The 22,886-nt window shown below is 42.2% G+C and carries 24 protein-coding genes, 2 pseudogenes and 1 other annotated feature; of the genes and pseudogenes, 21 read left to right on the top strand and 5 right to left on the bottom strand.

Annotation, left to right across the window (positions count from 1 at the left end; all coding sequences use genetic code 11):
• Nucleotides 1-283: 283 nt before the first annotated feature.
• From HT685_RS04655 to HT685_RS04645, 3 genes and pseudogenes are all read right to left on the bottom strand, one after another.
• Nucleotides 284-1,366: a DEAD/DEAH box helicase gene (locus HT685_RS04655; RefSeq protein WP_173226376.1), complete on the bottom strand. Its 1,083-nt coding sequence runs from the start codon at nucleotides 1,364-1,366 to the stop codon at nucleotides 284-286.
• Nucleotides 1,363-2,340 (bottom strand): Gfo/Idh/MocA family oxidoreductase, encoded by a 978-nt coding sequence (locus tag HT685_RS04650; protein WP_173226378.1) that lies wholly within the window; start codon nucleotides 2,338-2,340, stop codon nucleotides 1,363-1,365. The genes HT685_RS04655 and HT685_RS04650 overlap by 4 nt, the downstream gene beginning before the upstream one ends.
• Before the next feature lie 321 nt (nucleotides 2,341-2,661).
• Nucleotides 2,662-3,828: pseudogene (locus tag HT685_RS04645) on the bottom strand (IS30 family transposase).
• A 197-nt stretch (nucleotides 3,829-4,025) separates the two neighbouring features.
• On the opposite strand from HT685_RS04645, the gene HT685_RS04640 reads away from it, so the two are divergent.
• The 4 genes from HT685_RS04640 to rpmA all read left to right on the top strand — a co-directional run bounded on the left by HT685_RS04640 (nucleotide 4,026) and on the right by rpmA (nucleotide 5,897).
• Entirely contained in the window at nucleotides 4,026-4,730 is a 705-nt protein-coding gene (locus tag HT685_RS04640) for a YoaK family protein (RefSeq protein ID WP_173226380.1), read from the top strand.
• Nucleotides 4,731-4,788: 58 nt separating this feature from the next.
• Nucleotides 4,789-4,876 (top strand) — a sequence feature (ribosomal protein L21 leader region).
• A 36-nt stretch (nucleotides 4,877-4,912) separates the two neighbouring features.
• A complete protein-coding gene (gene rplU / locus HT685_RS04635; protein WP_125827743.1) occupies nucleotides 4,913-5,227 on the top strand; it encodes a 50S ribosomal protein L21 in 315 nt (104 codons plus the stop codon).
• 15 nt (nucleotides 5,228-5,242) lie between these two features.
• Nucleotides 5,243-5,587 (top strand): ribosomal-processing cysteine protease Prp, encoded by a 345-nt coding sequence (locus tag HT685_RS04630; protein ID WP_000613699.1) that lies wholly within the window; start codon nucleotides 5,243-5,245, stop codon nucleotides 5,585-5,587.
• A gap of 16 nt (nucleotides 5,588-5,603) precedes the next feature.
• Nucleotides 5,604-5,897, top strand: coding sequence for a 50S ribosomal protein L27 (rpmA, locus tag HT685_RS04625; protein WP_000916509.1), 294 nt, complete (start codon nucleotides 5,604-5,606; stop codon nucleotides 5,895-5,897).
• Between the two features lie 164 nt (nucleotides 5,898-6,061).
• Here rpmA and HT685_RS10070 read toward each other — a convergent pair.
• Nucleotides 6,062-6,133 (bottom strand): annotated as a pseudogene (locus HT685_RS10070) (AraC family transcriptional regulator); the annotation flags it as partial.
• On the opposite strand from HT685_RS10070, the gene HT685_RS04620 reads away from it, so the two are divergent.
• From HT685_RS04620 to HT685_RS04540, 17 genes are all read left to right on the top strand, one after another.
• Nucleotides 6,126-7,034: a LysR family transcriptional regulator gene (locus tag HT685_RS04620; protein ID WP_173226383.1), complete on the top strand. Its 909-nt coding sequence runs from the start codon at nucleotides 6,126-6,128 to the stop codon at nucleotides 7,032-7,034. The pseudogene HT685_RS10070 and the gene HT685_RS04620 overlap by 8 nt on opposite strands.
• Entirely contained in the window at nucleotides 7,031-7,492 is a 462-nt protein-coding gene (gene lspA, locus HT685_RS04615; protein ID WP_023942845.1) for a signal peptidase II, read from the top strand. Before HT685_RS04620 ends, lspA begins: the two co-directional genes overlap by 4 nt.
• A complete protein-coding gene (locus HT685_RS04610) occupies nucleotides 7,482-8,369 on the top strand; it encodes an RluA family pseudouridine synthase (RefSeq protein WP_173226385.1) in 888 nt (295 codons plus the stop codon). The genes lspA and HT685_RS04610 overlap by 11 nt, the downstream gene beginning before the upstream one ends.
• A 2-nt stretch (nucleotides 8,370-8,371) precedes the next feature.
• The gene (cbpE, locus tag HT685_RS04605; RefSeq protein ID WP_173226387.1) at nucleotides 8,372-10,255 is read left to right on the top strand and encodes a phosphorylcholine esterase CbpE; all 1,884 of its coding nucleotides are present in this window, start codon (nucleotides 8,372-8,374) and stop codon (nucleotides 10,253-10,255) included.
• Between the two features lie 100 nt (nucleotides 10,256-10,355).
• Nucleotides 10,356-11,465, top strand: coding sequence for a glutamate 5-kinase (gene proB / locus HT685_RS04600; protein ID WP_240148117.1), 1,110 nt, complete (start codon nucleotides 10,356-10,358; stop codon nucleotides 11,463-11,465).
• 9 nt (nucleotides 11,466-11,474) lie between these two features.
• Nucleotides 11,475-12,737, top strand: a complete 1,263-nt coding sequence (locus tag HT685_RS04595; RefSeq protein ID WP_173226391.1) for a glutamate-5-semialdehyde dehydrogenase — start codon at nucleotides 11,475-11,477, stop codon at nucleotides 12,735-12,737.
• 3 nt (nucleotides 12,738-12,740) lie between these two features.
• Nucleotides 12,741-13,538 (top strand): pyrroline-5-carboxylate reductase, encoded by a 798-nt coding sequence (gene proC / locus HT685_RS04590; protein ID WP_173226393.1) that lies wholly within the window; start codon nucleotides 12,741-12,743, stop codon nucleotides 13,536-13,538.
• 228 nt (nucleotides 13,539-13,766) lie between these two features.
• Nucleotides 13,767-14,405 carry a dTMP kinase gene (gene tmk / locus HT685_RS04585; protein WP_173226395.1) on the top strand — a complete coding sequence of 213 codons (639 nt, stop codon included), beginning with the start codon at nucleotides 13,767-13,769 and terminating at the stop codon, nucleotides 14,403-14,405.
• Entirely contained in the window at nucleotides 14,402-15,292 is an 891-nt protein-coding gene (locus tag HT685_RS04580) for a DNA polymerase III subunit delta' (protein ID WP_173226397.1), read from the top strand. Before tmk ends, HT685_RS04580 begins: the two co-directional genes overlap by 4 nt.
• 39 nt (nucleotides 15,293-15,331) lie before the next feature.
• Nucleotides 15,332-15,649, top strand: coding sequence for a DNA replication initiation control protein YabA (gene yabA, locus HT685_RS04575; protein ID WP_000358228.1), 318 nt, complete (start codon nucleotides 15,332-15,334; stop codon nucleotides 15,647-15,649).
• Between the two features lie 2 nt (nucleotides 15,650-15,651).
• On the top strand, nucleotides 15,652-16,521 hold the full coding sequence (rsmI, locus tag HT685_RS04570; RefSeq protein ID WP_173226400.1) for a 16S rRNA (cytidine(1402)-2'-O)-methyltransferase: 870 nt from the start codon (nucleotides 15,652-15,654) through the stop codon (nucleotides 16,519-16,521).
• Between the two features lie 195 nt (nucleotides 16,522-16,716).
• On the top strand, nucleotides 16,717-18,051 hold the full coding sequence (gene trmFO, locus HT685_RS04565; RefSeq protein WP_173226402.1) for a methylenetetrahydrofolate--tRNA-(uracil(54)-C(5))-methyltransferase (FADH(2)-oxidizing) TrmFO: 1,335 nt from the start codon (nucleotides 16,717-16,719) through the stop codon (nucleotides 18,049-18,051).
• 83 nt (nucleotides 18,052-18,134) lie between these two features.
• Nucleotides 18,135-18,860, top strand: coding sequence for a UMP kinase (gene pyrH, locus HT685_RS04560; RefSeq protein ID WP_000002995.1), 726 nt, complete (start codon nucleotides 18,135-18,137; stop codon nucleotides 18,858-18,860).
• A gap of 20 nt (nucleotides 18,861-18,880) precedes the next feature.
• The gene (frr, locus tag HT685_RS04555) at nucleotides 18,881-19,438 is read left to right on the top strand and encodes a ribosome recycling factor (protein ID WP_001262225.1); all 558 of its coding nucleotides are present in this window, start codon (nucleotides 18,881-18,883) and stop codon (nucleotides 19,436-19,438) included.
• A 59-nt stretch (nucleotides 19,439-19,497) separates the two neighbouring features.
• Complete coding sequence (gene cvfB / locus HT685_RS04550; protein ID WP_173226404.1) at nucleotides 19,498-20,352, top strand: RNA-binding virulence regulatory protein CvfB; 855 nt, start codon at nucleotides 19,498-19,500, stop codon at nucleotides 20,350-20,352.
• Nucleotides 20,353-20,360: 8 nt separating this feature from the next.
• A complete protein-coding gene (locus tag HT685_RS04545) occupies nucleotides 20,361-20,576 on the top strand; it encodes a YozE family protein (RefSeq protein WP_001232084.1) in 216 nt (71 codons plus the stop codon).
• A gap of 85 nt (nucleotides 20,577-20,661) precedes the next feature.
• The gene (locus tag HT685_RS04540; protein WP_050242508.1) at nucleotides 20,662-21,657 is read left to right on the top strand and encodes a PhoH family protein; all 996 of its coding nucleotides are present in this window, start codon (nucleotides 20,662-20,664) and stop codon (nucleotides 21,655-21,657) included.
• 56 nt (nucleotides 21,658-21,713) lie between these two features.
• On the opposite strand, the gene ald is transcribed toward HT685_RS04540, so the two are convergent.
• On the bottom strand, nucleotides 21,714-22,826 hold the full coding sequence (gene ald / locus HT685_RS04535) for an alanine dehydrogenase (RefSeq protein WP_173226406.1): 1,113 nt from the start codon (nucleotides 22,824-22,826) through the stop codon (nucleotides 21,714-21,716).
• Between the last annotated feature and the right edge of the window lie 60 nt (nucleotides 22,827-22,886).

Below are 22,886 nucleotides of genomic sequence, written 5' to 3'. Positions count from 1 at the left end.
TCAGACACTAAAAGAATCTTGCTTTGCAAGGTTCTTTTTTTCGAATATTGAACTAATACTCAATGAAAATCAAAGAGCAAACTAGGAAACTAGCTGCAGGCTGCTCAAAACAGTGTTTTGAGGTTGCAGATNNTTTGAGGTTGTAGATAAGACTGACGAAGTCAGTAACCATACATACGACAAGGCGAAGCTGACGCGGTTTGAAGGAGATTTTCGAAGAGTATAAAATTGAATTGCTTACAGAAAAAGCTCCATACACCGGATGTGCATAGAGCAATGGGGATTATTTGATATAGAGTTCTTGGTTTTTCAAGACAATTTCACGAACCGTAGCAAATTTCTTGAGTTTTTTAAGTTCTTCTGGATGAGTGACGAGAGTGATAACATAACCTTCCTTGCCCATACGGCCAGTACGGCCAGCACGGTGTGTGTAGGTTTCGCTATCTCTAGGAACATCAAAGTTTACGACACATTCTAGGCTATCGATATCAATTCCACGAGCCAAAAGGTCTGTTGCAAGGAGTAGGGTTAGTTGCTTGTCTTTAAACTTTTCTAAGATGACTTTTCTAAATTTGACATTGACATCACTAGCGAGGGAAACAGCCAAGATATCCCGATACTGTAGTTTTTCTTCTGCACTTCCAAGGTCTGATAGGCTGTTAAAGAAGACAAGACCTCGGAAATCCTCTACATGAGACAGTTTTCGTAGCATATCCACACGATGGCGTTGCTCCACCTGCATATAGAAATGTTGGATGTTGTCCAATTTTTGGTCAGAAAGATCAATGGTACGTGTATTCGGCACAATCTTTTCTTGGTCAAACTTGGTCGTAGCACTCATGTAGATGAGTTGGTGGTCACGAGGTGCGTAGTGAGTTATTTTCTCGACAAAGTGTATCTGAGAATCATCAAGCAATTGGTCAAATTCATCCAGGATGATGGTTTCCACATTCATCATCTTGATTTTTTTCAGTTTAATGAGTTCAAAGATACGGCCAGGAGTACCGATTAGAATTTCTGGTCCTTTTTTGAGGCGTTCAATCTGGCGTTTCTGACTCGAACCTGATAAGAAGAGTTGGGCAGTTAAGCCGATAGTTTCAGCCCACGTTTTACATACATCAAAAATCTGTCCAGCAAGCTCTGTATTTGGTGCTAGAATCAAGAGTTGCTGCGCTTTTTTCTTTTGTAGTCTGAGAAGACTTGGTAGGAGGTAAGCTAGGGTCTTACCGGTTCCTGTTGGGCTCACTCCTAGAAGGTTTTCTCCTGCAAGAATGGGCTCAAATAGTTGAGTTTGAATGGGGGTGAATTCTTGGAAACCGAGTTGGTCACTCAGTTCTTGCCATTCAGTCGGTAGTTTGGTTTTCATTTTTCTGCCTCAAATCTAATGCCAGCAGTCTGGCGCATGGTATATAGTAGCTCATGAACAGAGCCTGCATCATCCAGCCAGTTCTGGTAGAGTGTCTGGTCTGGTTGCTGAATCATCTGTGCAAATGCAGCGACTTCCTCAGTCATCGTATGAGGAGCCTGTTGGATAGGGAGTTGGACTTGATTGCCTTGATGGTCGGTAAAAATAGCTGAGCGGATATGCTCGATGGTGTTGAGGGTCAAGGTTCCGTCTGTCGTATAAATCTCGCAAGGAAGATTGGAAGTGATGTTTTTTCCAGCCTTGATATGAACTTGATAGTCAGTGTAGAAGAGGATTCCATCTCCATTTAGGTCAATGCTATTGTTAAGCTGTTGAGCTTGATAGGTCGCGTCATTAGCTTTTCCAAAAAGACGAACAGCAGCATAGAGAGGATAAATTCCCAAATCCATAAGAGCTCCACCAGCAAAACGCTCTGAAAAGACATTGGGCGTATGCCCAGCTAACAAATCAGGCATTTTGGAAGAATACTTGGCATAGTTGAAATCTGCTCCCAAAATCTGTTTGTCTGCTAAAAAGTTTTTGATGATAGTGAAAGCTTTTTCATGGTAATTCCGAGCTGCTTCAAAGATAAAACAGTGATTTGTTTCAGCTGTTTGAACCAAATCCAGCCAGTCTTGTGGCTGAGTGACGGCTGGCTTTTCAAGAATGACATGTTTACCTGCAGACAATGCAGCTTTTGCCTGAGCAAAATGCAAGGAGTTTGGGCTAGCAATATAGACCAAATCAAAGGAGCTCTTGAAGAAGTCTTCTAATTGATCAAATAGTTGGATATTCTGATAGCGAGAAGCAAAGGTTGCCGCAGTTTCTAGTTTTCTAGAATAGACTGCGACCAGCTTGTATTCTCCACTGGAATGGGCTGCTTCTATGAAGTGATGGCTGATAGCGCCTGTTCCGATGACACCTAATTTTAGCATAAATACTCCTTTTACAATTTTAAATCCTTCTTTCATTATAACATAGATAGACGGGACTATCCAACAGAGGGTAAATTCCCAAACTAACTTCCACCGCTAATCCAAGTGGAAGTTAGTCTGATAAAAATCCTAAAAACCAGTGGAAATCCGTGTCAGGGTAAGTTCCACTGGTTTTAATCATGCTTGATTTCATCGCTTTTGTAGCCAAAATGAATCGAAAAAAAGAGCGCACAAAATCCCCTCATCTGAAAGCGTTTCAGATTAAGTTCCGCTATGGTGGAAGTTAGTGTGAGACGTTTGAATGCGGTTAAAGATTAGTTTTTAGAACTTATGTTGGAGTAATTTAGACGACTGACAGACGTCTTCTGCAGGTATTTTAGAAATACCTAGAAGTTTAGGAATTTCTTCTCCGTAAGTAAAGGCAAAGAGTTCATAGGCTGACTTTCCATTCAAAGCAGCGCGTTTGACACTGTTGACATGCGAACAGACGAGATTGATTTCCTCTTGAGTTAAATTGTCAAAAGAAGTTCCTTTAGGCAGAATGTCGCGAATCAGCGTGTGATTTTTCTCAATTCTCCCTTTCTGGTCAGAGCGATTAGGGTCACAAAAGAAGAGTTTACTCTCTCCTCGCACATCCATTTCGATATCATCGACCCTGGCAAACTCTCCACCATTATCTGTCAGGATGACAGGAAAGAGTTGGAAGAAATCTTTGTCAGCTTGGTGAAGAGTGTTCTTGATGTCATAGAGGTGTTTGGTAACCTCAAGGGCAGTTTTATTATCCAGCAGTCTAGCGAAGATAAAGTTACAGAAAGACAGGTTGAAGGTGAGTAAGACTTTCCCTCCCATCCTCCCCAGAACTGTATCCATTTCTAGCTAAGAGTCTAGTTGATTAAGGGCTAAATAGTTTTGGAAATCCTCATAGGAACGGCCTTTTTTAGCTTCTTTAGGGATGGAAGGTAGCTTATTTTTCCGTCTTTCTTTGAAATTAACGGCTCTGGCTAGGTCAATAGGAGCGATAGATAGGTATCCTTTTCGGATGTGTCGATAGACAGTTGAGGAGCTGACATCAAGGTTATGAGTTTTGAGGATATGATAGATGTGTTGTCCCTTTTTAACACCATCAGAAATGACTTTGTCCATGTCCCAGAAGGTCTTGGAATTGAGAGGAGTTCCTTCACGAGCTTCTACAAGAGTTTGTTCGTACTGTTTTTGAGCTTGTTTAGCGAGGTATAAAATCTTCTTATAGCCACAATTCTGTCTTCTTTTAGGACATCCATTACAGACAAAGGGAGCTTTGTCGAGTAGAGGGCAAGGAAGGTTATGGCATGTAGACTCTCGGATTTGTCTGTTTCGTTTGACTTCTTTAGAAACAGTAGTTGGGTCTTTTAGAATGGATTGTCCAATAGCTTTGAAGGTTTCACCGCGCTCTAAGCCCAGTTGGATATCATTGCGGTCTGAAAGGGTAAGGTGTTTATGTTTTGTCATAGTAGACCTCATTTCTAATTCAAACGTCTCACACTTAATTCCACCATAAAAATCCGTTTTAGACTAATTTCCACTTCGGTTAGGCGAGTGGAAGTTACTTTGAGAAGTTACCCTATCCAACAGAGGGTAAAAAATTTCAAATAAGCTACTAGGCCTTTTCCAAAGAAAGTGGTACAATAATGAGATGAGTAAATGAAATGGGAGGGAAAATGAGATTATTACCTATAAGAAAAATATCACGTCAGTCTAAGAGGCTAGCGCTTTTTTTGACTTTTTGCGCAGGTTATGTAGATGCCTACACTTTTATTGTGCGAGGGAACACTCTTGTAGCTGGACAAACTGGGAATGTCGTCTTTCTTTCAGTAGAATTAATTCAAAATAATGTTTCAGATGTTAGGGACAAGGTTCTCACCTTGCTAGCTTTTATGATGGGGGTCTTTTTATTAACTGTTTATAAGGAAAAATTGAGAATTGTGAAAAAGCCAATTTTGTCATTGCTTCCTTTGGCAATCTTATCAATCATTATTGGTTTTATGCCCCAAACTGTAGATAATATCTATCTAGTGCCGCCCTTGGCCTTCTGTATGGGACTGGTGACAACTGCTTTTGGAGAAGTGTCGGGGATTGCTTATAATAATGCCTTTATGACGGGGAACATCAAACGGACCATGTTGGCTTTTGGGGATTATTTTAGGACCAAGCATACGCCCTTCCTGCGTGAAGCCTTGATTTTCGTTAGCCTACTTACCAGCTTTGTCCTTGGCGTTGTCTTTTCAGCCTATTTGACGATTTTTTATAATGAAAAAACTATTCTTGGTGTTCCTATTATGATGAGCATTTTTTACCTCAGTATGCTTTTTGCCTCGTGGCGGAAAAAAGTAAAAGAAAAAGCTTCATTTTAGGTGTTATTACTTGTAAGAAAATAGGAGATATGCTATACTTGAAGAGTTGACTATGCACGTTCCTGTGCAACCGCACGAACATCGTCGCTTGATTATTCAAGTTTAAGTGGTTCGTCCCACGATGCTAGGCGAGTCTTCACAAAAAATTCGGGGAAACCCATAAAAATCATAGGAGGTGCATAATGAGCACATACGCAATTATCAAAACTGGCGGAAAACAAGTTAAAGTTGAAGTTGGTCAAGCAGTTTACGTTGAAAAATTGAACGTTGAAGCTGGTCAAGAAGTTACTTTTAACGAAGTTGTTCTTGTTGGTGGTGAAAACACTGTTGTCGGAACTCCACTTGTTACTGGAGCTACTGTAGTTGGAACTGTTGAAAAACAAGGAAAACAAAAGAAAGTTGTTACTTACAAGTACAAACCTAAAAAAGGTAGCCACCGTAAACAAGGTCACCGTCAACCATATACTAAAGTTGTCATCAACGCAATCAACGCTTAATTTTAAGGAGAACACATGATACAAGCAGTCTTTGAGAGAGCCGAAGATGGCGAGCTGAGGAGTGCGGAAATTACTGGACACGCCGAGAGTGGCGAATACGGCTTAGATGTCGTGTGTGCATCGGTTTCTACGCTTGCCATTAACTTTATCAATTCTATTGAAAAATTTGCAGGCTATGAACCAATCCTAGAATTAAACGAAGATGAAGGTGGCTATCTGATGGTTGAAATTCCAAAAGATCTTCCTTCACACCAGAGAGAAATGACCCAGTTATTCTTTGAATCATTTTTCTTAGGTATGGCAAACTTATCGGAGAACTCTTCTGAGTTCGTCCAAACCAGAGTTATCACAGAAAACTAACACGGAGGAAAACATTATGTTAAAAATGACTCTTAACAACTTGCAACTTTTCGCCCACAAAAAAGGTGGAGGTTCTACATCAAACGGACGTGATTCACAAGCGAAACGTCTTGGAGCTAAAGCAGCTGACGGACAAACTGTAACAGGTGGCTCAATCCTTTACCGTCAACGTGGTACACACATCTACCCAGGTGTAAACGTTGGACGTGGTGGAGACGATACTTTGTTCGCTAAAGTTGAAGGCGTAGTACGCTTTGAACGTAAAGGACGCGATAAAAAGCAGGTTTCTGTTTATCCAATCGCTAAATAAAAAGGTCCAGTGAACCTTTTTATCCCGAGCCTTGAAATGTAAAGGCGAGGAAGCTAGAAGTAGCATAAACTAAGGCTTTCCGAGTTTTCGGAGAGTCTATTTTTGTTTTGATACCCATGATTTTTTCGTTCTTAGTGTAGATGAATTTTATGAGTGACATTATTTTTCTTCGATGGAAAACTTCTAAAATATGGTATAATGAAAAGATAAAGAAGTTGGGGGTAGAAGATGAACATTCAACAATTACGCTATGTTGTGGCTATTGCCAATAGTGGTACTTTCCGTGAAGCTGCTGAAAAGATGTATGTCAGCCAGCCGAGTCTGTCTATTTCTGTTCGTGATTTGGAAAAAGAGTTGGGCTTTAAGATTTTCCGTCGGACCAGCTCAGGGACTTTCTTGACTCGTCGCGGTATGGAATTCTATGAAAAAGCGCAAGAATTGGTTAAAGGATTTGATATTTTTCAAAATCAGTATGCCAATCCTGAAGAAGAAAAAGATGAATTTTCCATTGCTAGCCAGCACTATGACTTCTTGCCCCCAACTATTACTGCCTTTTCAGAGCGCTATCCTGATTATAAGAACTTCCGTATTTTTGAATCGACTACTGTTCAAATCTTAGATGAAGTAGCGCAAGGTCATAGTGAGATTGGGATTATCTACCTCAACAATCAAAATAAAAAGGGGATTATGCAACGCGTTGAAAAGCTAGGCCTTGAGGTCATTGAATTGATTTCCTTCCATACCCACATTTATCTCCGCGAGGGGCATCCTTTAGCTCAGAAAGATGTATTGGTCATGGAGGATTTAGCGGACTTACCGACAGTCCGTTTTACCCAAGAGAAAGACGAGTACCTTTATTATTCAGAGAACTTTGTCGATACCAGCGCTAGCTCACAGATGTTTAATGTGACAGACCGTGCTACCTTGAATGGTATTTTGGAGCGGACGGATGCTTATGCAACAGGTTCTGGATTTTTAGATAGTGACAGTGTTAATGGAATTACAGTTATTCGTCTCAAGGATAACCTAGATAATCGCATGGTCTATGTTAAACGTGAAGAAGTGGAGCTTAGTCAAGCTGGGACTCTCTTCGTAGAAGTCATGCAAGAATATTTTGATCAAAAGAGGAAATCATGAAAAAAAGAGGCATAGTGGCAGTCATTGTACTGCTTTTGATTGGGCTGGATCAGTTGGTCAAATCCTATATCGTCCAGCAGATTCCACTGGGTGAAGTACGCTCCTGGATTCCCAATTTCGTTAGTTTGACCTACCTTCAAAATCGAGGGGCAGCCTTTTCGATGCTACAAGACCAGCAGTGGTTATTTGCTATTATTACACTGGTCGTTATGGTAGGTGCTATTTGGTATTTACATAAACACATGGAGGACTCATTCTGGATGGTCTTGGGTTTGACCTTGATTATTGCAGGTGGTCTTGGAAACTTTATTGACAGGGTCAGTCAGGGCTTTGTTGTGGATATGTTTCACCTTGACTTTATCAATTTTGCAATTTTCAATGTGGCAGATAGCTATCTGACTGTTGGAGTGATTATTTTATTGATTGCAATGCTAAAAGAGGAAATAAATGGAAATTAAAATTGAAACTGGTGGCCTGCGTTTAGATAAGGCTTTGTCAGATTTGACAGAATTATCACGCAGTCTCGCGAATGAACAAATTAAATCAGGCCAGGTCTTGGTCAATGGCCAAGTCAAGAAAGCTAAATACACTGTCCAAGAGGGCGATGTCGTCACTTACCATGTGCCAGAACCAGAGGTTTTAGAGTATGTAGCTGAGAATCTTCCGCTAGAAATCATCTACCAAGATGAGGATGTGGCTGTCGTTAACAAGCCTCAGGGGATGGTGGTGCATCCGAGTGCTGGTCATACTAGTGGAACTCTGGTAAATGCCCTTATGTACCATATTAAGGACTTGTCGGGTATCAATGGGGTTCTGCGTCCAGGAATTGTTCATCGTATTGATAAGGATACATCAGGCCTTCTCATGATTGCTAAAAATGATGAGGCGCATCTAGCACTTGCCCAAGAACTGAAAGATAAAAAGTCTCTCCGCAAATATTGGACGATTGTTCATGGAAATCTTCCAAATGATCGCGGTGTGATTGAAGCACCCATTGGTCGAAGTGAAAAAGACCGTAAGAAACAGGCTGTGACTGCTAAAGGGAAGCCTGCAGTGACCCGTTTCCACGTCTTGGAACGCTTTGGTGATTATAGCTTAGTGGAGTTACAACTGGAGACAGGGCGTACCCATCAAATCCGTGTTCACATGGCTTATATTGGTCATCCAGTCGCTGGTGATGAGGTCTATGGTCCTCGCAAGACTCTGAAAGGACATGGACAATTTCTTCATGCAAAGACCCTAGGCTTTACCCATCCACGAACAGGTGAGACCTTAGAATTTACAGCAGACATCCCAGAGATTTTTAAGGAAACTTTGGAGAGATTAAGGAAGTAAGAATGAAAAAGAAATTGATTAGTTTAGCACTTGCAGGCGCTTTTTTAGGTTTATCATGGTATGGGAATGTTCAAGCTCAAGAAAGTTCAGGAAATAAAATCCACTTTATCAATGTTCAAGAAGGTGGCAGTGATGCGATTATTCTTGAAAGCAATGGACATTTTGCCATGGTGGATACAGGAGAAGATTATGATTTCCCAGACGGTAGTGATTCTCGCTATCCATGGAGAGAAGGAATTGAAACGTCTTATAAGCATGTTCTAACAGACCGTGTCTTTCGTCGTTTGAAGGAATTGGGTGTCCAAAAACTTGATTTTATTTTGGTGACCCATACCCACAGTGATCATATTGGAAATGTTGATGAATTACTGTCTACCTATCCAGTTGACCGAGTCTATCTTAAAAAATATAGTGATAGTCGTATTACTAATTCTGAACGTCTATGGGATAATCTGTATGGCTACGATAAGGTTTTACAGACTGCCGCCGAAAAAGGTGTTTCAGTTATTCAAAACATTACACAAGGAGATGCTCATTTTCAGTTTGGGGACATGGATATTCAACTCTATAACTATGAAAATGAAACTGATTCATCAGGTGAATTAAAGAAAATTTGGGATGACAATTCTAATTCTTTGATTAGTGTAGTGAAAGTCAATGGTAAGAAAATTTACCTTGGGGGCGACTTAGATAATGTGCATGGAGCGGAAGATAAGTATGGACCTCTCATTGGAAAAGTTGATTTGATGAAGTTTAATCATCACCATGATACAAACAAATCAAATACCAAGGATTTCATTAAAAATTTGAGTCCGAGTTTGATTGTTCAAACTTCGGATAGTCTACCTTGGAAAAATGGTGTTGATAGTGAGTATGTTAATTGGCTCAAAGAACGAGGAATTGAGAGGATCAACGCAGCCAGCAAAGACTATGATGCAACAGTTTTTGATATTCGAAAAGACGGTTTAGTAAACATTTCAACTTCCTACAAGCCGATTCCAAGTTTTCAAGCTGGCTGGCATAAGAGTGCGTATGGGAATTGGTGGTATCAAGCACCTGATTCTACAGGAGAGTATGCTGTCGGTTGGAATGAAATCGAAGGTGAATGGTATTACTTCAACCAAACGGGTATCTTGTTACAGAATCAATGGAAAAAATGGAACAATCGTTGGTTCTATTTGACAGACTCTGGTGCTTCTGCTAAAAATTGGAAGAAAATTGATGGAATTTGGTATTATTTCAACAAAGAAAATCAGATGGAAATTGGTTGGGTAAATACTGGAGGTCAGAACTATTATTTATCAAACAATGGCTCTATGAAGACAGGTTGGCTTCAATATAAGGGTCAATGGTATTATTTTGCTCCATCAGGGGAAATGAAAACGGGCTGGGTAAAAGATAAAGAAACCTGGTACTATATGGATTCTACTGGTATTATGAAGACAGGTGAAATAGAAGTTGCTGGACATCATTACTATCTAGAAGATTCAGGAGCTATGAAGCAAGGTTGGCTTAAAAAGGCAAACGATTGGTATTTCTATAAGGAAGACGGTTCACGAGCTGTGGGTTGGATCAAGGACAAGGATAAATGGTACTTCTTGAAAGAAAATGGTCAATTACTTGTGAACGGTAAGACACCAGAAGGCTATACTGTTGACTCAAGTGGTGTCTGGTTAGTGGATGTTCCAGTCGAAAAATCTGCTACAATTAAAACTACAAGTCATTCAGATTTAAAAGTATCCAAAGAAGTAGTGAAAAAGGATCTTGAAAATAAAGAAACGAGTCAACATGAAAGTGTTACAAGTTCTTCAACTAGTCAAGATTTGACATCATCAACTTCACAAAGCTCTGAAACGAGTACAAACAAATCGGAATCAGAACAGTAGTAAAAAAGAAGGTTTTAGGGCCTTCTTTTTCCTATCAACTCTTTTCTATTTCCTGCCATTCATGTTATAATGGATAAATATGAAGAATCGGAGTGAGACTATGAAATACAAACGGATTGTCTTTAAGGTGGGGACTTCTTCTCTGACGAATGAGGATGGAAGTTTATCACGTAGTAAGGTAAAGGCTATTACCCAGCAGTTGGCTATGCTGCATGAAGCTGGTCATGAATTGATTTTGGTGTCTTCAGGTGCCATTGTTGCTGGTTTTGGAGCCTTAGGATTTAAAAAGCGTCCGACTAAGATTGCTGATAAACAGGCTTCAGCAGCGGTAGGGCAGGGGCTTTTGTTGGAAGAATACACGACCAATCTTCTCTTGCGCCAAATCGTTTCTGCACAAATCTTGCTGACCCAGGATGATTTTGTGGACAAGCGCCGTTATAAAAATGCCCATCAGGCTTTGTCAGTTCTACTTAGCCGTGGAGCGATTCCTATCATCAATGAGAATGACAGTGTCGTTATTGATGAGCTCAAGGTTGGGGACAACGACACTCTAAGTGCTCAGGTAGCAGCCATGGTCCAAGCAGATCTTTTGGTTCTCTTGACAGATGTGGACGGTCTCTATACTGGAAATCCTAATTCAGACCCAAGAGCCAAACGTTTGGAGCGAATCGAGACCATCAATCGTGAGATTATTGATATGGCCGGTGGAGCAGGTTCGTCTAATGGTACAGGTGGCATGTTAACCAAAATCAAAGCTGCAACTATCGCGACAGAATCAGGAGTTCCTGTTTATATCTGCTCATCCTTGAAGTCAGATGCCATGATTGAGGCAGCTGAGGAGACAAAGGATGGTTCCTACTTTGTTGCTCAAGAGAAGGGACTTCGTACCCAGAAACAATGGCTGGCCTTTTATGCTCAGAGTCAAGGTTCTATTTGGGTTGATAAAGGGGCTGCAGAAGCTCTCTCTCAACATGGAAAGAGTCTTCTCTTATCTGGTATCGTTGAAGCAGAAGGCGCCTTTTCTTACGGCGATATTGTGACAGTATTTGACAAGGAAAGTGGAAAATCACTTGGAAAAGGGCGTGTGCAATTTGGTGCATCTGCTTTGGAGGATATGTTGCGTTCTCAAAAAGCCAAGGGTGTCTTGATTCACCGTGACGACTGGATTTCCATTACTCCTGAAATCCAACTACTCTTTACAGAATTTTAGAGGTAAACTATGGTCAGTACACAAGAACAATTTGAACAGGTACAGGCTGTTAAAAAATCGATTAACACAGCTAGTGAAGAAGTGAAGAACCAAGCCTTGCTAGCCGTGGCTGATCACTTACTAGCAGCTACTGAGGAGATTTTAGCGGCTAATGCCCTCGATATGGAAGCAGCAAAGGGTAAAATTTCAGATGTGATGCTGGATCGTCTTTATTTGGATGCAAGTCGTATAGAAGCAATGGCAAGAGGAATTCGTGAAGTGGTTGCCTTACCAGATCCAATCGGTGAAGTTTTAGAAACCAATCATCTTGAAAATGGCTTGGTTATTACCAAGAAACGTGTGGCTATGGGGGTTATTGGTATTATCTATGAAAGTCGTCCAAATGTGACGTCTGACGCGGCTGCTTTGGCTCTCAAGAGTGGAAATGCAGTTGTTCTTCGTAGTGGGAAGGATGCCTATCAAACTGCCCATGCTATTGTCACAGCCTTGAAGAAGGGCTTGGAGATGACTACTATTCACCCAGATGTGATTCAACTGGTGGAAGATACTAGCCGAGAAAGTAGCTATGCTATGATGAAGGCCAAGGGCTATTTAGACCTTCTCATTCCTCGTGGAGGAGCTGGTTTGATCAATGCAGTGGTTGAGAATGCTATCGTACCTGTTATCGAGACAGGAACTGGGATTGTCCATGTCTATGTGGATAAGGATGCAGATGAAGACAAGGCTCTATTGATCATCAACAATGCTAAAACCAGTCGTCCTTCTGTTTGCAATGCCATGGAGGTTCTACTTGTTCATGAAGACAAAGCAGCAAGCTTCCTTCCTCGCTTGGAGCAAGTTCTAGTTGCAGAGCGTAAAGAAGCTGGGTTGGAACCAATTCAATTCCGACTTGATAGCAAAGCAAGTCAGTTTCTTTCAGGTCACGCAGCTGAAGCACAAGACTTTGACACTGAGTTTTTAGACTATGTCCTAGCTGTTAAGGTTGTGAGCAGTTTAGAAGAAGCGGTTGCCCATATTGAAGCCCACAGTACCCATCATTCGGATGCCATTATGACGGAAAATGCTGAAGCTGCAGCTTACTTTACAGATCAAGTGGACTCTGCAGCGGTTTATGTCAATGCCTCAACTCGTTTCACCGATGGTGGCCAATTTGGACTTGGATGCGAAATGGGGATTTCAACTCAGAAATTGCACGCGCGTGGTCCAATGGGCTTGAAAGAGTTGACCAGCTACAAGTATGTGGTTGCTGGTGATGGGCAGATAAGGGAGTAAGAGATGAAGATTGGATTTATCGGCTTGGGGAATATGGGTGCTAGCTTGGCCAAGGCTGTTTTGCAGGCTAAGACGGGTGATGACCTTCTCCTTGCCAATCGTAGCCAAGCCAAGGTAGATGCTTTCATTGCAGACTTTGGTGGTCAGGCTTCTAGCAATGACGAAATCTTTGCAGAAGCAGATGTGATTTTTCTAGGAGTGAAGCCTGCTCAGTTTTCTGAACTGCTTTCTCAATACCAGACCATCCTTGAAAAAAGAGAGAGCCTTCTTTTGATTTCTATGGCAGCTGGATTAACTTTAGAAAAACTAGCAAGTCTTATCCCAAGTCAACACCGAATTATTCGTATGATGCCAAATACCCCTGCTTCTATTGGTCAAGGAGTGATTAGTTATGCCTTGTCTCCTAATTGCAGGGCTGAGGACAGTGAGCTCTTTTGTCAGTTATTAGCAAATGCTGGTCTCTTGGTTGAACTAGGAGAAGGCTTAATCGATGCAGCGACAGGTCTTGCAGGCTGTGGGCCGGCCTTTGTCTATCTCTTTATTGAGGCCTTGGCAGATGCAGGTGTTCAGACTGGATTGCCACGAGAAACAGCATTGAAAATGGCGGCTCAAACTGTGGTAGGAGCTGGGCAATTGGTCCTAGAAAGCCAAGAACATCCTGGGGTCTTGAAAGACCAAGTTTGTAGCCCAGGCGGTTCGACTATCGCTGCTGTAGCGAGCCTAGAAGCGCATGCTTTTCGAGGAACGGTCATGGATGCAGTTGGTCAAGCCTATAAACGAACACAAGAACTAGGTAAATAAGAGGTGGCTTTGACTGCCTCTTTTATGGTGGTTGATACTCTTCGAAAATCTCTTCAAACTGCGTCAGCTTCCATCTGCAACCTCAAAACAGTGTTTTTAGCAACCTGCGGTTAGCTTCCTAGTTTGCTCTTTGATTTTCATTGAGTATGAAATGAGAAGACAAAAAGATTGTCACAAACCCCTATTTTTTTGATAGAATAGAAGTAGTAAAAAAGAAATGAGTTAGACATGTCAAAAGGATTTTTAGTCTCTCTTGAGGGACCAGAGGGAGCAGGAAAGACCAGTGTTTTAGAGGCTCTGCTCCCAATTTTAGAGGAAAAAGGGATAGAGGTGCTGACGACCCGTGAACCTGGCGGAGTCTTGATAGGAGAGAAGATTCGGGAAGTGATTCTGGATCCAAGTCATACTCAGATGGATGCTAAAACAGAGCTATTGCTCTATATCGCTAGTCGCAGACAGCACTTGGTGGAAAAAGTTCTTCCAGCACTTGAAGATGGCAAGTTGGTCATTATGGACCGCTTCATCGATAGTTCTCTTGCATATCAGGGATTTGGTCGTGGCTTGGATATTGACGCCATTGACTGGCTCAATCAGTTTGCGACAGATGGCCTTAAACCTGATTTGACACTCTATTTTGACATCGAGGTGGAAGAAGGACTGGCTCGCATTGCTGCTAATAGCAATCGTGAGATCAATCGTTTGGATTTGGAAGGGTTGGACTTGCATAAAAAAGTTCGTCAAGGCTACCTTTCTCTTCTGTACAAAGAAGGAAATCGCATTGTCAAGATTGATGCTAGTCTCCCTTTGGAGCAAGTTGTGGAAACTACCAAGGCTGTCTTGTTTGACAGAATGGGCTTGGCCAAATGAAACAAGATCAACTAAAGGCTTGGCAGCCAGATCAGTTTGACAGCTTTGTCCATATCTTGGAGCAAAATCAGCTCAATCACGCCTATCTCTTTTCAGGTTTCTTTGGAAGTTTGGAAATGGCGCAGTTTTTGGCTAAGAGCCTTTTTTGTACAGATAAAGTAGGTGTTTTACCATGTGAGAAATGCCGAAATTGTAATCTGATTGAACAGGGAGAATTTCCCGATGTCACCTTGATTAAGCCAGTCAATCAGGTCATCAAGACAGAACGCATTCGAGAATTGGTGGGCCAGTTTTCTCAAGCAGGGATTGAAAGCCAGCAACAGGTCTTTATTATCGAGCAAGCTGATAAAATGCATCCTAACGCAGCTAATTCTCTGCTCAAGGTCATCGAAGAACCCCAGAGTGAGGTTTACATTTTCTTCTTGACCAGCGATGAAGAAAAGATTTTACCGACAATTCGAAGTCGGACCCAGATTTTCCACTTTAAAAAGCAGGAAGAGAAGCTCATCTTGCTCTTAGAACAAATGGGACTGGTTAAGAAAAAAGCGACTCTTTTAGCCCAGTTTAGTCAATCGCGAGCTGAAGCAGAAAAGTTGGCTAATCAGGCAGGCTTTTGGACCTTGGTCGATGAAAGTGAACGCCTGCTGACTTGGTTAGTAGCTAAGAAAAAAGAAAGTTATCTGCAGGTTGCTAAACTAGCTAGCTTGGCAGATGACAAGGAAAAACAAGATCAGGTTTTACGGATTCTTGAAGTCCTCTGTGGGCAGGACCTCCTGCAAGCAAGAGTAAGAGTGATTCTACAAGATTTGCTAGAAGCCAGAAAAATGTGGCAAGCCAATGTCAGCTTTCAAAATGCCATGGAATATCTGGTCTTGAAAGAAATGTAAACTCAAAAATGAATGATAAAGAAAGGAAAGGGCTGGTTTATGGACAAAAAAGAATTATTTGACGCGCTGGACGATTTTTCCCAACAGTTATTGGTGACCTTGGCCGATGTGGAAGCCATCAAGAAAAATCTCAAGAGCCTAGTAGAAGAAAATACAGCTCTTCGCTTGGAAAATAGTAAGTTGCGAGAACGCTTGGGTGAGGTGGAAGCAGATGCTCCTGTCAAGGCCAAACATGTTCGCGAAAGTGTCCGTCGCATATACCGTGATGGATTTCACGTTTGTAATGATTTTTATGGACAACGTCGAGAGCAGGACGAGGAATGTATGTTCTGTGACGAGTTGTTATATAGGGAGTAAGCATGCAGATTCAAAAAAGTTTTAAGGGGCAGTCTCCCTACGGCAAGCTGTACCTAGTGGCAACGCCGATTGGCAATCTAGATGATATGACCTTTCGAGCCATCCAAACCTTGAAAGAAGTGGATTGGATTGCAGCTGAGGACACGCGCAATACAGGGCTTTTGCTCAAACATTTTGATATTTCCACCAAGCAGATCAGTTTTCATGAGCACAATGCCAAGGAAAAGATTCCTGATTTGATTGGTTTCCTGAAAGCAGGACAAAGTATTGCTCAGGTATCGGATGCAGGTTTGCCTAGTATCTCAGACCCTGGTCATGATTTAGTCAAGGCAGCTATTGAGGAAGATATTGCGGTTGTGACTGTTCCAGGTGCCTCTGCAGGAATTTCTGCCTTGATTGCCAGTGGTTTGGCGCCACAGCCACATATCTTTTATGGTTTTTTACCGAGAAAATCAGGCCAACAAAAGCAATTTTTCGACTCGAAAAAAGACTATCCTGAAACACAAATTTTCTATGAATCACCTCATCGTGTAGCAGACACGTTGGAAAATATGTTAGAAGTCTACGGTGACCGCTCGGTGGTCTTGGTTAGAGAATTGACAAAGATTTACGAAGAATACCAACGAGGTACAATTTCTGAATTACTGGAAAGCATCTCTGAAACGTCTCTCAAGGGTGAATGTCTTCTGATTGTTGAAGGTGCCAGTCAGGATGTGGAGGAAAAAGACGAGGAAGACTTGTTCGTAGAAATCCAAGCCCGTATCCAGCAAGGCATGAAGAAAAATCAAGCTATTAAGGAAGTAGCTAAGATTTACCAGTGGAATAAGAGTCAACTCTACGCTGCCTACCACGATTGGGAAGAAAATCAATAAAATGACTAAACAGGGAAGTTTGCCTTCTTCCCTTTTTTTGTTATACTAGTAGAAGAAAAAATTAGAAAGATTTGTGGGAGTGAAAAAGTCTGGGGGACTTTTTCACCCTGAGCCAAGAAATTCGAAAACTCTTAAGTCCGATTGGCTTTTTCAATGTGAACCTTGTCTTCACACTCCCAAAGAGGTATTAGTGTCGTGTCTCAATCTTATATCAATGTTATCGGTGCTGGTTTGGCAGGTTCTGAAGCAGCCTACCAAATTGCAGAACGTGGTATTCCAGTTAAACTTTATGAAATGCGTGGTGTCAAGTCAACACCTCAACACAAAACAGACAATTTTGCTGAGTTGGTTTGTTCCAATTCCCTACGTGGGGATGCTTTGACCAATGCTGTCGGGCTACTCAAGGAAGAAATGCGCCGCTTGGGTTCTGTCATTTTGGAATCAGCAGAAGCTACACGTGTTCCTGCAGGCGGTGCCCTTGCGGTGGATCGCGATGGTTTCTCCCAAATGGTGACCGAAAAAGTAGCCAATCATCCCTTAATCGAAGTAGTGCGTGATGAGATTACAGAATTGCCGACGGATGTTATTACGGTTGTCGCTACTGGTCCTTTGACCAGCAATGCCCTAGCTGAGAAGATTCATGCCCTTAATGACGGCGATGGCTTCTATTTCTACGATGCGGCAGCGCCTATTATCGACGTCAACACTATCGATATGAGCAAGGTTTATCTTAAGTCTCGTTATGATAAGGGGGAAGCGGCCTACCTCAATGCCCCTATGACCAAGCAAGAGTTTATGGATTTCCATGAAGCCTTGGTCAATGCGGAAGAAGCACCGCTCAATTCTTTTGAAAAAGAAAAGTACTTTGAAGGCTGTATGCCTATCGAAGTCATGGCCAAACGAGGTATTAAAACCATGCTTTATGGTCCTATGAAACCAGTCGGTTTGGAGTATCCAGATGACTACACAGGACCTCGTGATGGAGAATTTAAAACACCGTACGCGGTGGTTCAGCTTCGTCAGGACAATGCAGCTGGTAGCCTCTACAATATTGTTGGTTTCCAGACCCACCTCAAATGGGGAGAACAAAAGCGTGTCTTCCAAATGATTCCAGGTCTTGAAAATGCTGAGTTTGTTCGTTATGGTGTTATGCACCGCAATTCTTACATGGATTCACCAAATCTTCTTGAACAGACTTACCGTTCTAAGAAACAACCAAATCTCTTCTTTGCTGGTCAGATGACGGGTGTAGAGGGTTATGTTGAATCAGCGGCGTCAGGCTTAGTTGCGGGAATTAACGCGGCTCGTCTTTTCAAGGGAGAAAGCGAGGCTATTTTCCCAGAGACGACGGCTATCGGAAGCTTAGCTCATTACATCACCCATGCCGACAGCAAACATTTCCAACCAATGAATGTCAATTTTGGGATCATCAAGGAGTTGGAAGGCGAGCGTATCCGTGATAAGAAGGCTCGTTATGAAAAAATTGCAGAGCGTGCTCTTAGCGACTTAGAGGAATTTTTAACTGTCTAATTTTTTTCAAAGAATTGCTCATGATACTATAAAAATCTTAGAAATTGTGATAAAATAGGTAGGATAAAAGAAGGAGAGTGAAAATGGCGAATCCCAAGTATAAACGTATTTTAATCAAGTTATCAGGTGAAGCCCTTGCCGGAGAACGTGGCGTAGGGATTGATATCCAAACAGTTCAAACAATCGCAAAAGAGATTCAAGAAGTTCATAGCTTAGGTATCGAAATTGCCCTTGTTATCGGTGGAGGAAATCTCTGGCGTGGTGAACCTGCTGCAGAAGCAGGAATGGACCGCGTTCAGGCAGATTACACAGGAATGCTTGGGACTGTTATGAATGCTCTTGTGATGGCAGATTCATTGCAACAAGTTGGTGTCGATACGCGTGTACAAACAGCGATTGCCATGCAACAAGTGGCAGAGCCCTATGTACGTGGACGTGCCCTTCGTCACCTTGAAAAAGGCCGTATCGTTATCTTTGGTGCCGGAATTGGTTCACCATACTTCTCAACAGATACAACAGCGGCTCTTCGTGCAGCTGAAATCGAAGCAGATGCCATCCTTATGGCTAAAAATGGCGTCGACGGTGTTTACAATGCCGATCCTAAGAAAGACAAGACAGCCGTTAAGTTTGAAGAATTGACTCACCGTGACGTTATCAATAAAGGTCTTCGTATCATGGACTCAACAGCTTCAACCCTCTCAATGGACAACGACATTGACTTGGTTGTCTTCAACATGAACCAACCAGGCAACATCAAACGTGTCGTATTTGGTGAAAATATCGGAACAACAGTTTCAAATAATATCTAAGAAAAGGAATAAGAAAGATTATGGCTAACGCAATTATTGAAAAAGCTAAAGAGAGAATGACCCAGTCTCACCAATCACTTGCTCGTGAATTTGGTGGTATTCGTGCTGGCCGTGCCAATGCAAGCTTGCTTGACCGTGTACATGTAGAATACTACGGAGTAGAAACTCCTCTTAACCAAATCGCTTCAATTACGATTCCAGAAGCGCGTGTTTTGTTGGTGACACCATTTGACAAATCTTCATTGAAAGACATCGAACGTGCCTTGAACGCTTCTGATCTTGGTATCACACCAGCTAATGACGGTTCTGTGATTCGCTTGGTTATCCCAGCTCTTACAGAAGAAACTCGTCGTGACCTTGCTAAAGAAGTGAAGAAGGTCGGTGAGAATGCTAAAGTGGCTGTCCGCAATATCCGTCGCGATGCTATGGACGAAGCTAAGAAACAAGAAAAAGCAAAAGAAATCACTGAAGACGAATTGAAGACTCTTGAAAAAGACATTCAAAAAGTAACAGACGATGCTGTCAAACACATCGATGACATGACTGCTAATAAAGAAAAAGAACTTTTGGAAGTCTAAAAATAAACAGAAAAACTCAGTTGGCATTGCTGGCTGAGTTTTATTCGAAAGAAGGAAATATGAATACAAATCTTGCAAGTTTTATCGTTGGACTGATCATCGATGAAAACGACCGTTTTTACTTTGTGCAAAAGGATGGTCAAACCTATGCTCTTGCTAAGGAAGAGGGCCAACATACAGTAGGGGATACGGTCAAAGGTTTTGCATACACGGATATGAAGCAAAAACTCCGATTGACAACTCTAGAAGTGACTGCCACTCAGGACCAATTTGGTTGGGGACGTGTCACAGAGGTTCGTAAGGACTTGGGTGTCTTTGTGGATACAGGCCTTCCTGACAAGGAAATCGTTGTGTCACTCGATATTCTCCCTGAGTTCAAGGAACTCTGGCCTAAGAAGGGCGACCAACTCTACATCCGTCTTGAAGTGGACAAGAAAGACCGTATCTGGGGCCTCTTGGCTTATCAAGAAGACTTCCAACGTCTAGCTCGTCCTGCCTACAACAACATGCAGAACCAAAACTGGCCAGCCATTGTTTACCGCCTCAAGCTGTCAGGAACTTTTGTTTACCTGCCAGAAAATAACATGCTTGGCTTTATCCATCCTAGCGAGCGTTACACAGAGCCACGTTTGGGGCAAGTATTAGAAGCGCGCGTTATTGGTTTCCGTGAAGTGGACCGTACCTTGAACCTCTCCCTCAAACCACGTTCTTTTGAGATGTTGGAAAATGATGCCCAGATGATTTTGACTTATTTAGAAAGAAATGGCGGTTTCATGACCTTAAATGATAAGTCATCTCCAGACGATATCAAGGCAACCTTTGGCATTTCTAAAGGTCAGTTCAAGAAAGCACTCGGTGGTTTGATGAAGGCTGGTAAAATCAAGCAAGACCAGTTTGGGACAGAGTTGATCTAGGGAGACTTATGAGAAAATCATTTTACACTTGGCTCATGACCGAGCGCAATCCTAAAAGCAACAGTCCCAAGGCTATATTGGCAGACCTAGCTTTTGAGGAGTCAGCCTTCCCAAAACACACAGATGATTTTGATGAGGTGAGTCGCTTTTTGGAGGAGCATGCCAGTTTCTCTTTTAACCTAGGAGATTTTGACGCTATCTGGCAAGAATACTTAGAACACTAGACTTTATTCATTAGGTTTGGGCTAGTAATTTATCCATCCCTTTGCTATAATAAAAAGAAATAAAAGGATTAGAGAGGTTCTTTATTTGAAGGAACATTCAATTGACATTCAACTGAGTCATCCAGATGACCTGTTTCATCTTTTTGGTTCCAATGAACGCCATCTTCGTTTGATGGAAGAAGAGCTTGATGTGGTGATTCATGCCCGTACGGAGATTGTCCAGGTTTTGGGAGAAGAGACTGCCTGTGAGGAAGCTCGTCAGGTTATTCAAGCTCTCATGGTCTTGGTGAATCGTGGGATGACGGTTGGGACGCCAGATGTGGTGACTGCGATTAGCATGGTCAAAAACGATGAAATCGACAAATTTGTCGCCCTTTATGAAGAAGAAATTATCAAGGATAATACAGGGAAGCCTATCCGTGTCAAAACACTAGGTCAAAAACTTTATGTGGACAGTGTTAAACAGCATGATGTGACCTTTGGAATCGGACCTGCAGGAACAGGGAAGACCTTTCTTGCAGTGACCTTGGCAGTGACTGCCCTTAAACGTGGTCAGGTTAAGCGGATTATCCTAACACGCCCGGCAGTGGAAGCTGGCGAGAGTCTAGGTTTTCTTCCGGGAGATCTTAAAGAGAAGGTAGATCCTTACCTTCGACCTGTTTATGATGCCTTGTATCAGATTCTGGGGAAAGACCAAACGACTCGTCTCATGGAGCGTGAAATTATCGAAATCGCCCCCCTTGCCTATATGCGTGGACGAACCTTGGATGATGCCTTTGTCATTCTCGATGAGGCGCAAAATACGACTATCATGCAGATGAAGATGTTTTTGACTCGTTTAGGTTTTAATTCTAAGATGATTGTCAATGGAGATATCAGTCAGATTGACTTACCACGTAATGTCAAGTCCGGTTTGATTGATGCCCAAGAAAAGCTCAAGAACATTCACCAGATTGACTTTGTTCATTTTTCAGCTAAGGATGTGGTTCGCCATCCAGTTGTTGCTCAGATTATTCGAGCTTATGAACCAGCTCCAGTTAAAAAAGAAGAGAGTGAAGAAGTCCAAGAAGAAACAGAATAGCAAAAAAGAGCAGTTCAGGTGGACTTGCTCTTTCTTTTATCTGATAATTAGATTTTTTATACTAGTTCATCAATTGGAGTATGTTTTTTATTGAGGCCTTGGGCTACTGGAAGACTGGTTAAGTAACCTTGATAAGTGGTAACACCTTGGCGCAAGCCCTCATCTTCAGAGATTGCTTGTACAAAACCTTTACCAGCCAAAGCTTCGATATAAGGAAGAGTGACATTGGTTAGGGCAATGGTTGAAGTACGAGCAACCGCACCAGGTATATTGGCAACGGCATAGTGGAGAACACCGTGTTTTTCATAGACAGGTTCATCATGCGTTGACACACGGTCAGCTGTTTCGATAACGCCACCTTGGTCAACGGCAACATCCACAATGACTGAACCTGGGCGCATTTGCTTGACCATCTCATCAGTCACCAATTTTGGTGCTTTGGAACCAGGGATAAGAACCGCTCCGATCACCACATCCGCATCTCTCACACTTGCTTCGATGTTAAATGAATTTGACATAAGTGTTTGGATTTGATGGCCAAAGACCTCCTCTAAAATGGAGAGACGTTTAGCACTGTTATCAAGGATGGTTACTTGTGCACCAAGACCAAGAGCAATTCGAGCAGCATGGGTACCTACGACACCGCCACCGATGATGGTTACTTTCCCTTTAGGTACACCTGGCACACCACCCAGTAAGACACCAGAACCTCCTGCTTGCTTAGTTAGGAAATGAGCACCGATTTGGACTGCCATACGGCCTGCAACCTCACTCATAGGTACGAGGAGTGGTAATTGACCTTGGGAATCACGGACAGTTTCATAGGCAATCCCAGTTGTTTTTGCTTCCAACATAGCATCTGCTAATTCTGGAGCAGCGGCCATGTGCAAGTAGGTGAAGAGAAGCAGGTCGTCACGTAAGTAATCATATTCAGAAGCTAATGGTTCTTTTACTTTCACGACTAACTCTGCAGACCAGGCCTCACCAGCAGTAGCGACAATTTCAGCTCCTTGCTTTTGATAGTCAGCATCAGTAAAGCCAGAACCGAGACCAGCATTTGTTTCGATAAGGACACGATGACCACGACCGACTAAGCTGTGGACACCAGCAGGTGTGAGGGCAACACGGTTTTCATTATTCTTAATCTCTTTTGGAATTCCGATTAACATAGAGAAAAACTCACTTTCTATTGACGGGTTGTAAATGATTTATCACAATTATCTATAAAA

The sequence above is a fragment of the Streptococcus sp. 5004 genome (assembly GCF_013276755.1).
Taxonomy (GTDB): Bacteria; Bacillota; Bacilli; order Lactobacillales; family Streptococcaceae; genus Streptococcus.
The sequence above is the reverse complement of the archived record's forward strand: the minus strand, read 5'-3'. Positions and strand labels throughout refer to the sequence as shown.

Excerpts from the sequence above, each read along its gene's own strand:
- HT685_RS04655 (WP_173226376.1), bottom strand. The coding sequence starts at position 1,366 with ATGAAAACCAAACTACCGACTGAATGGCAAGAACTGAGTGACCAACTC.
- HT685_RS04650 (WP_173226378.1), bottom strand. The coding sequence starts at position 2,340 with ATGCTAAAATTAGGTGTCATCGGAACAGGCGCTATCAGCCATCACTTC.
- HT685_RS04640 (WP_173226380.1), top strand. The coding sequence starts at position 4,026 with ATGGGAGGGAAAATGAGATTATTACCTATAAGAAAAATATCACGTCAG.
- rplU (WP_125827743.1), top strand. The coding sequence starts at position 4,913 with ATGAGCACATACGCAATTATCAAAACTGGCGGAAAACAAGTTAAAGTT.
- HT685_RS04630 (WP_000613699.1), top strand. The coding sequence starts at position 5,243 with ATGATACAAGCAGTCTTTGAGAGAGCCGAAGATGGCGAGCTGAGGAGT.
- rpmA (WP_000916509.1), top strand. The coding sequence starts at position 5,604 with ATGTTAAAAATGACTCTTAACAACTTGCAACTTTTCGCCCACAAAAAA.
- HT685_RS04620 (WP_173226383.1), top strand. The coding sequence starts at position 6,126 with ATGAACATTCAACAATTACGCTATGTTGTGGCTATTGCCAATAGTGGT.
- lspA (WP_023942845.1), top strand. The coding sequence starts at position 7,031 with ATGAAAAAAAGAGGCATAGTGGCAGTCATTGTACTGCTTTTGATTGGG.
- HT685_RS04610 (WP_173226385.1), top strand. The coding sequence starts at position 7,482 with ATGGAAATTAAAATTGAAACTGGTGGCCTGCGTTTAGATAAGGCTTTG.
- cbpE (WP_173226387.1), top strand. The coding sequence starts at position 8,372 with ATGAAAAAGAAATTGATTAGTTTAGCACTTGCAGGCGCTTTTTTAGGT.
- proB (WP_240148117.1), top strand. The coding sequence starts at position 10,356 with ATGAAATACAAACGGATTGTCTTTAAGGTGGGGACTTCTTCTCTGACG.
- HT685_RS04595 (WP_173226391.1), top strand. The coding sequence starts at position 11,475 with ATGGTCAGTACACAAGAACAATTTGAACAGGTACAGGCTGTTAAAAAA.
- proC (WP_173226393.1), top strand. The coding sequence starts at position 12,741 with ATGAAGATTGGATTTATCGGCTTGGGGAATATGGGTGCTAGCTTGGCC.
- tmk (WP_173226395.1), top strand. The coding sequence starts at position 13,767 with ATGTCAAAAGGATTTTTAGTCTCTCTTGAGGGACCAGAGGGAGCAGGA.
- HT685_RS04580 (WP_173226397.1), top strand. The coding sequence starts at position 14,402 with ATGAAACAAGATCAACTAAAGGCTTGGCAGCCAGATCAGTTTGACAGC.
- yabA (WP_000358228.1), top strand. The coding sequence starts at position 15,332 with ATGGACAAAAAAGAATTATTTGACGCGCTGGACGATTTTTCCCAACAG.
- rsmI (WP_173226400.1), top strand. The coding sequence starts at position 15,652 with ATGCAGATTCAAAAAAGTTTTAAGGGGCAGTCTCCCTACGGCAAGCTG.
- pyrH (WP_000002995.1), top strand. The coding sequence starts at position 18,135 with ATGGCGAATCCCAAGTATAAACGTATTTTAATCAAGTTATCAGGTGAA.
- frr (WP_001262225.1), top strand. The coding sequence starts at position 18,881 with ATGGCTAACGCAATTATTGAAAAAGCTAAAGAGAGAATGACCCAGTCT.
- cvfB (WP_173226404.1), top strand. The coding sequence starts at position 19,498 with ATGAATACAAATCTTGCAAGTTTTATCGTTGGACTGATCATCGATGAA.
- HT685_RS04545 (WP_001232084.1), top strand. The coding sequence starts at position 20,361 with ATGAGAAAATCATTTTACACTTGGCTCATGACCGAGCGCAATCCTAAA.
- ald (WP_173226406.1), bottom strand. The coding sequence starts at position 22,826 with ATGTTAATCGGAATTCCAAAAGAGATTAAGAATAATGAAAACCGTGTT.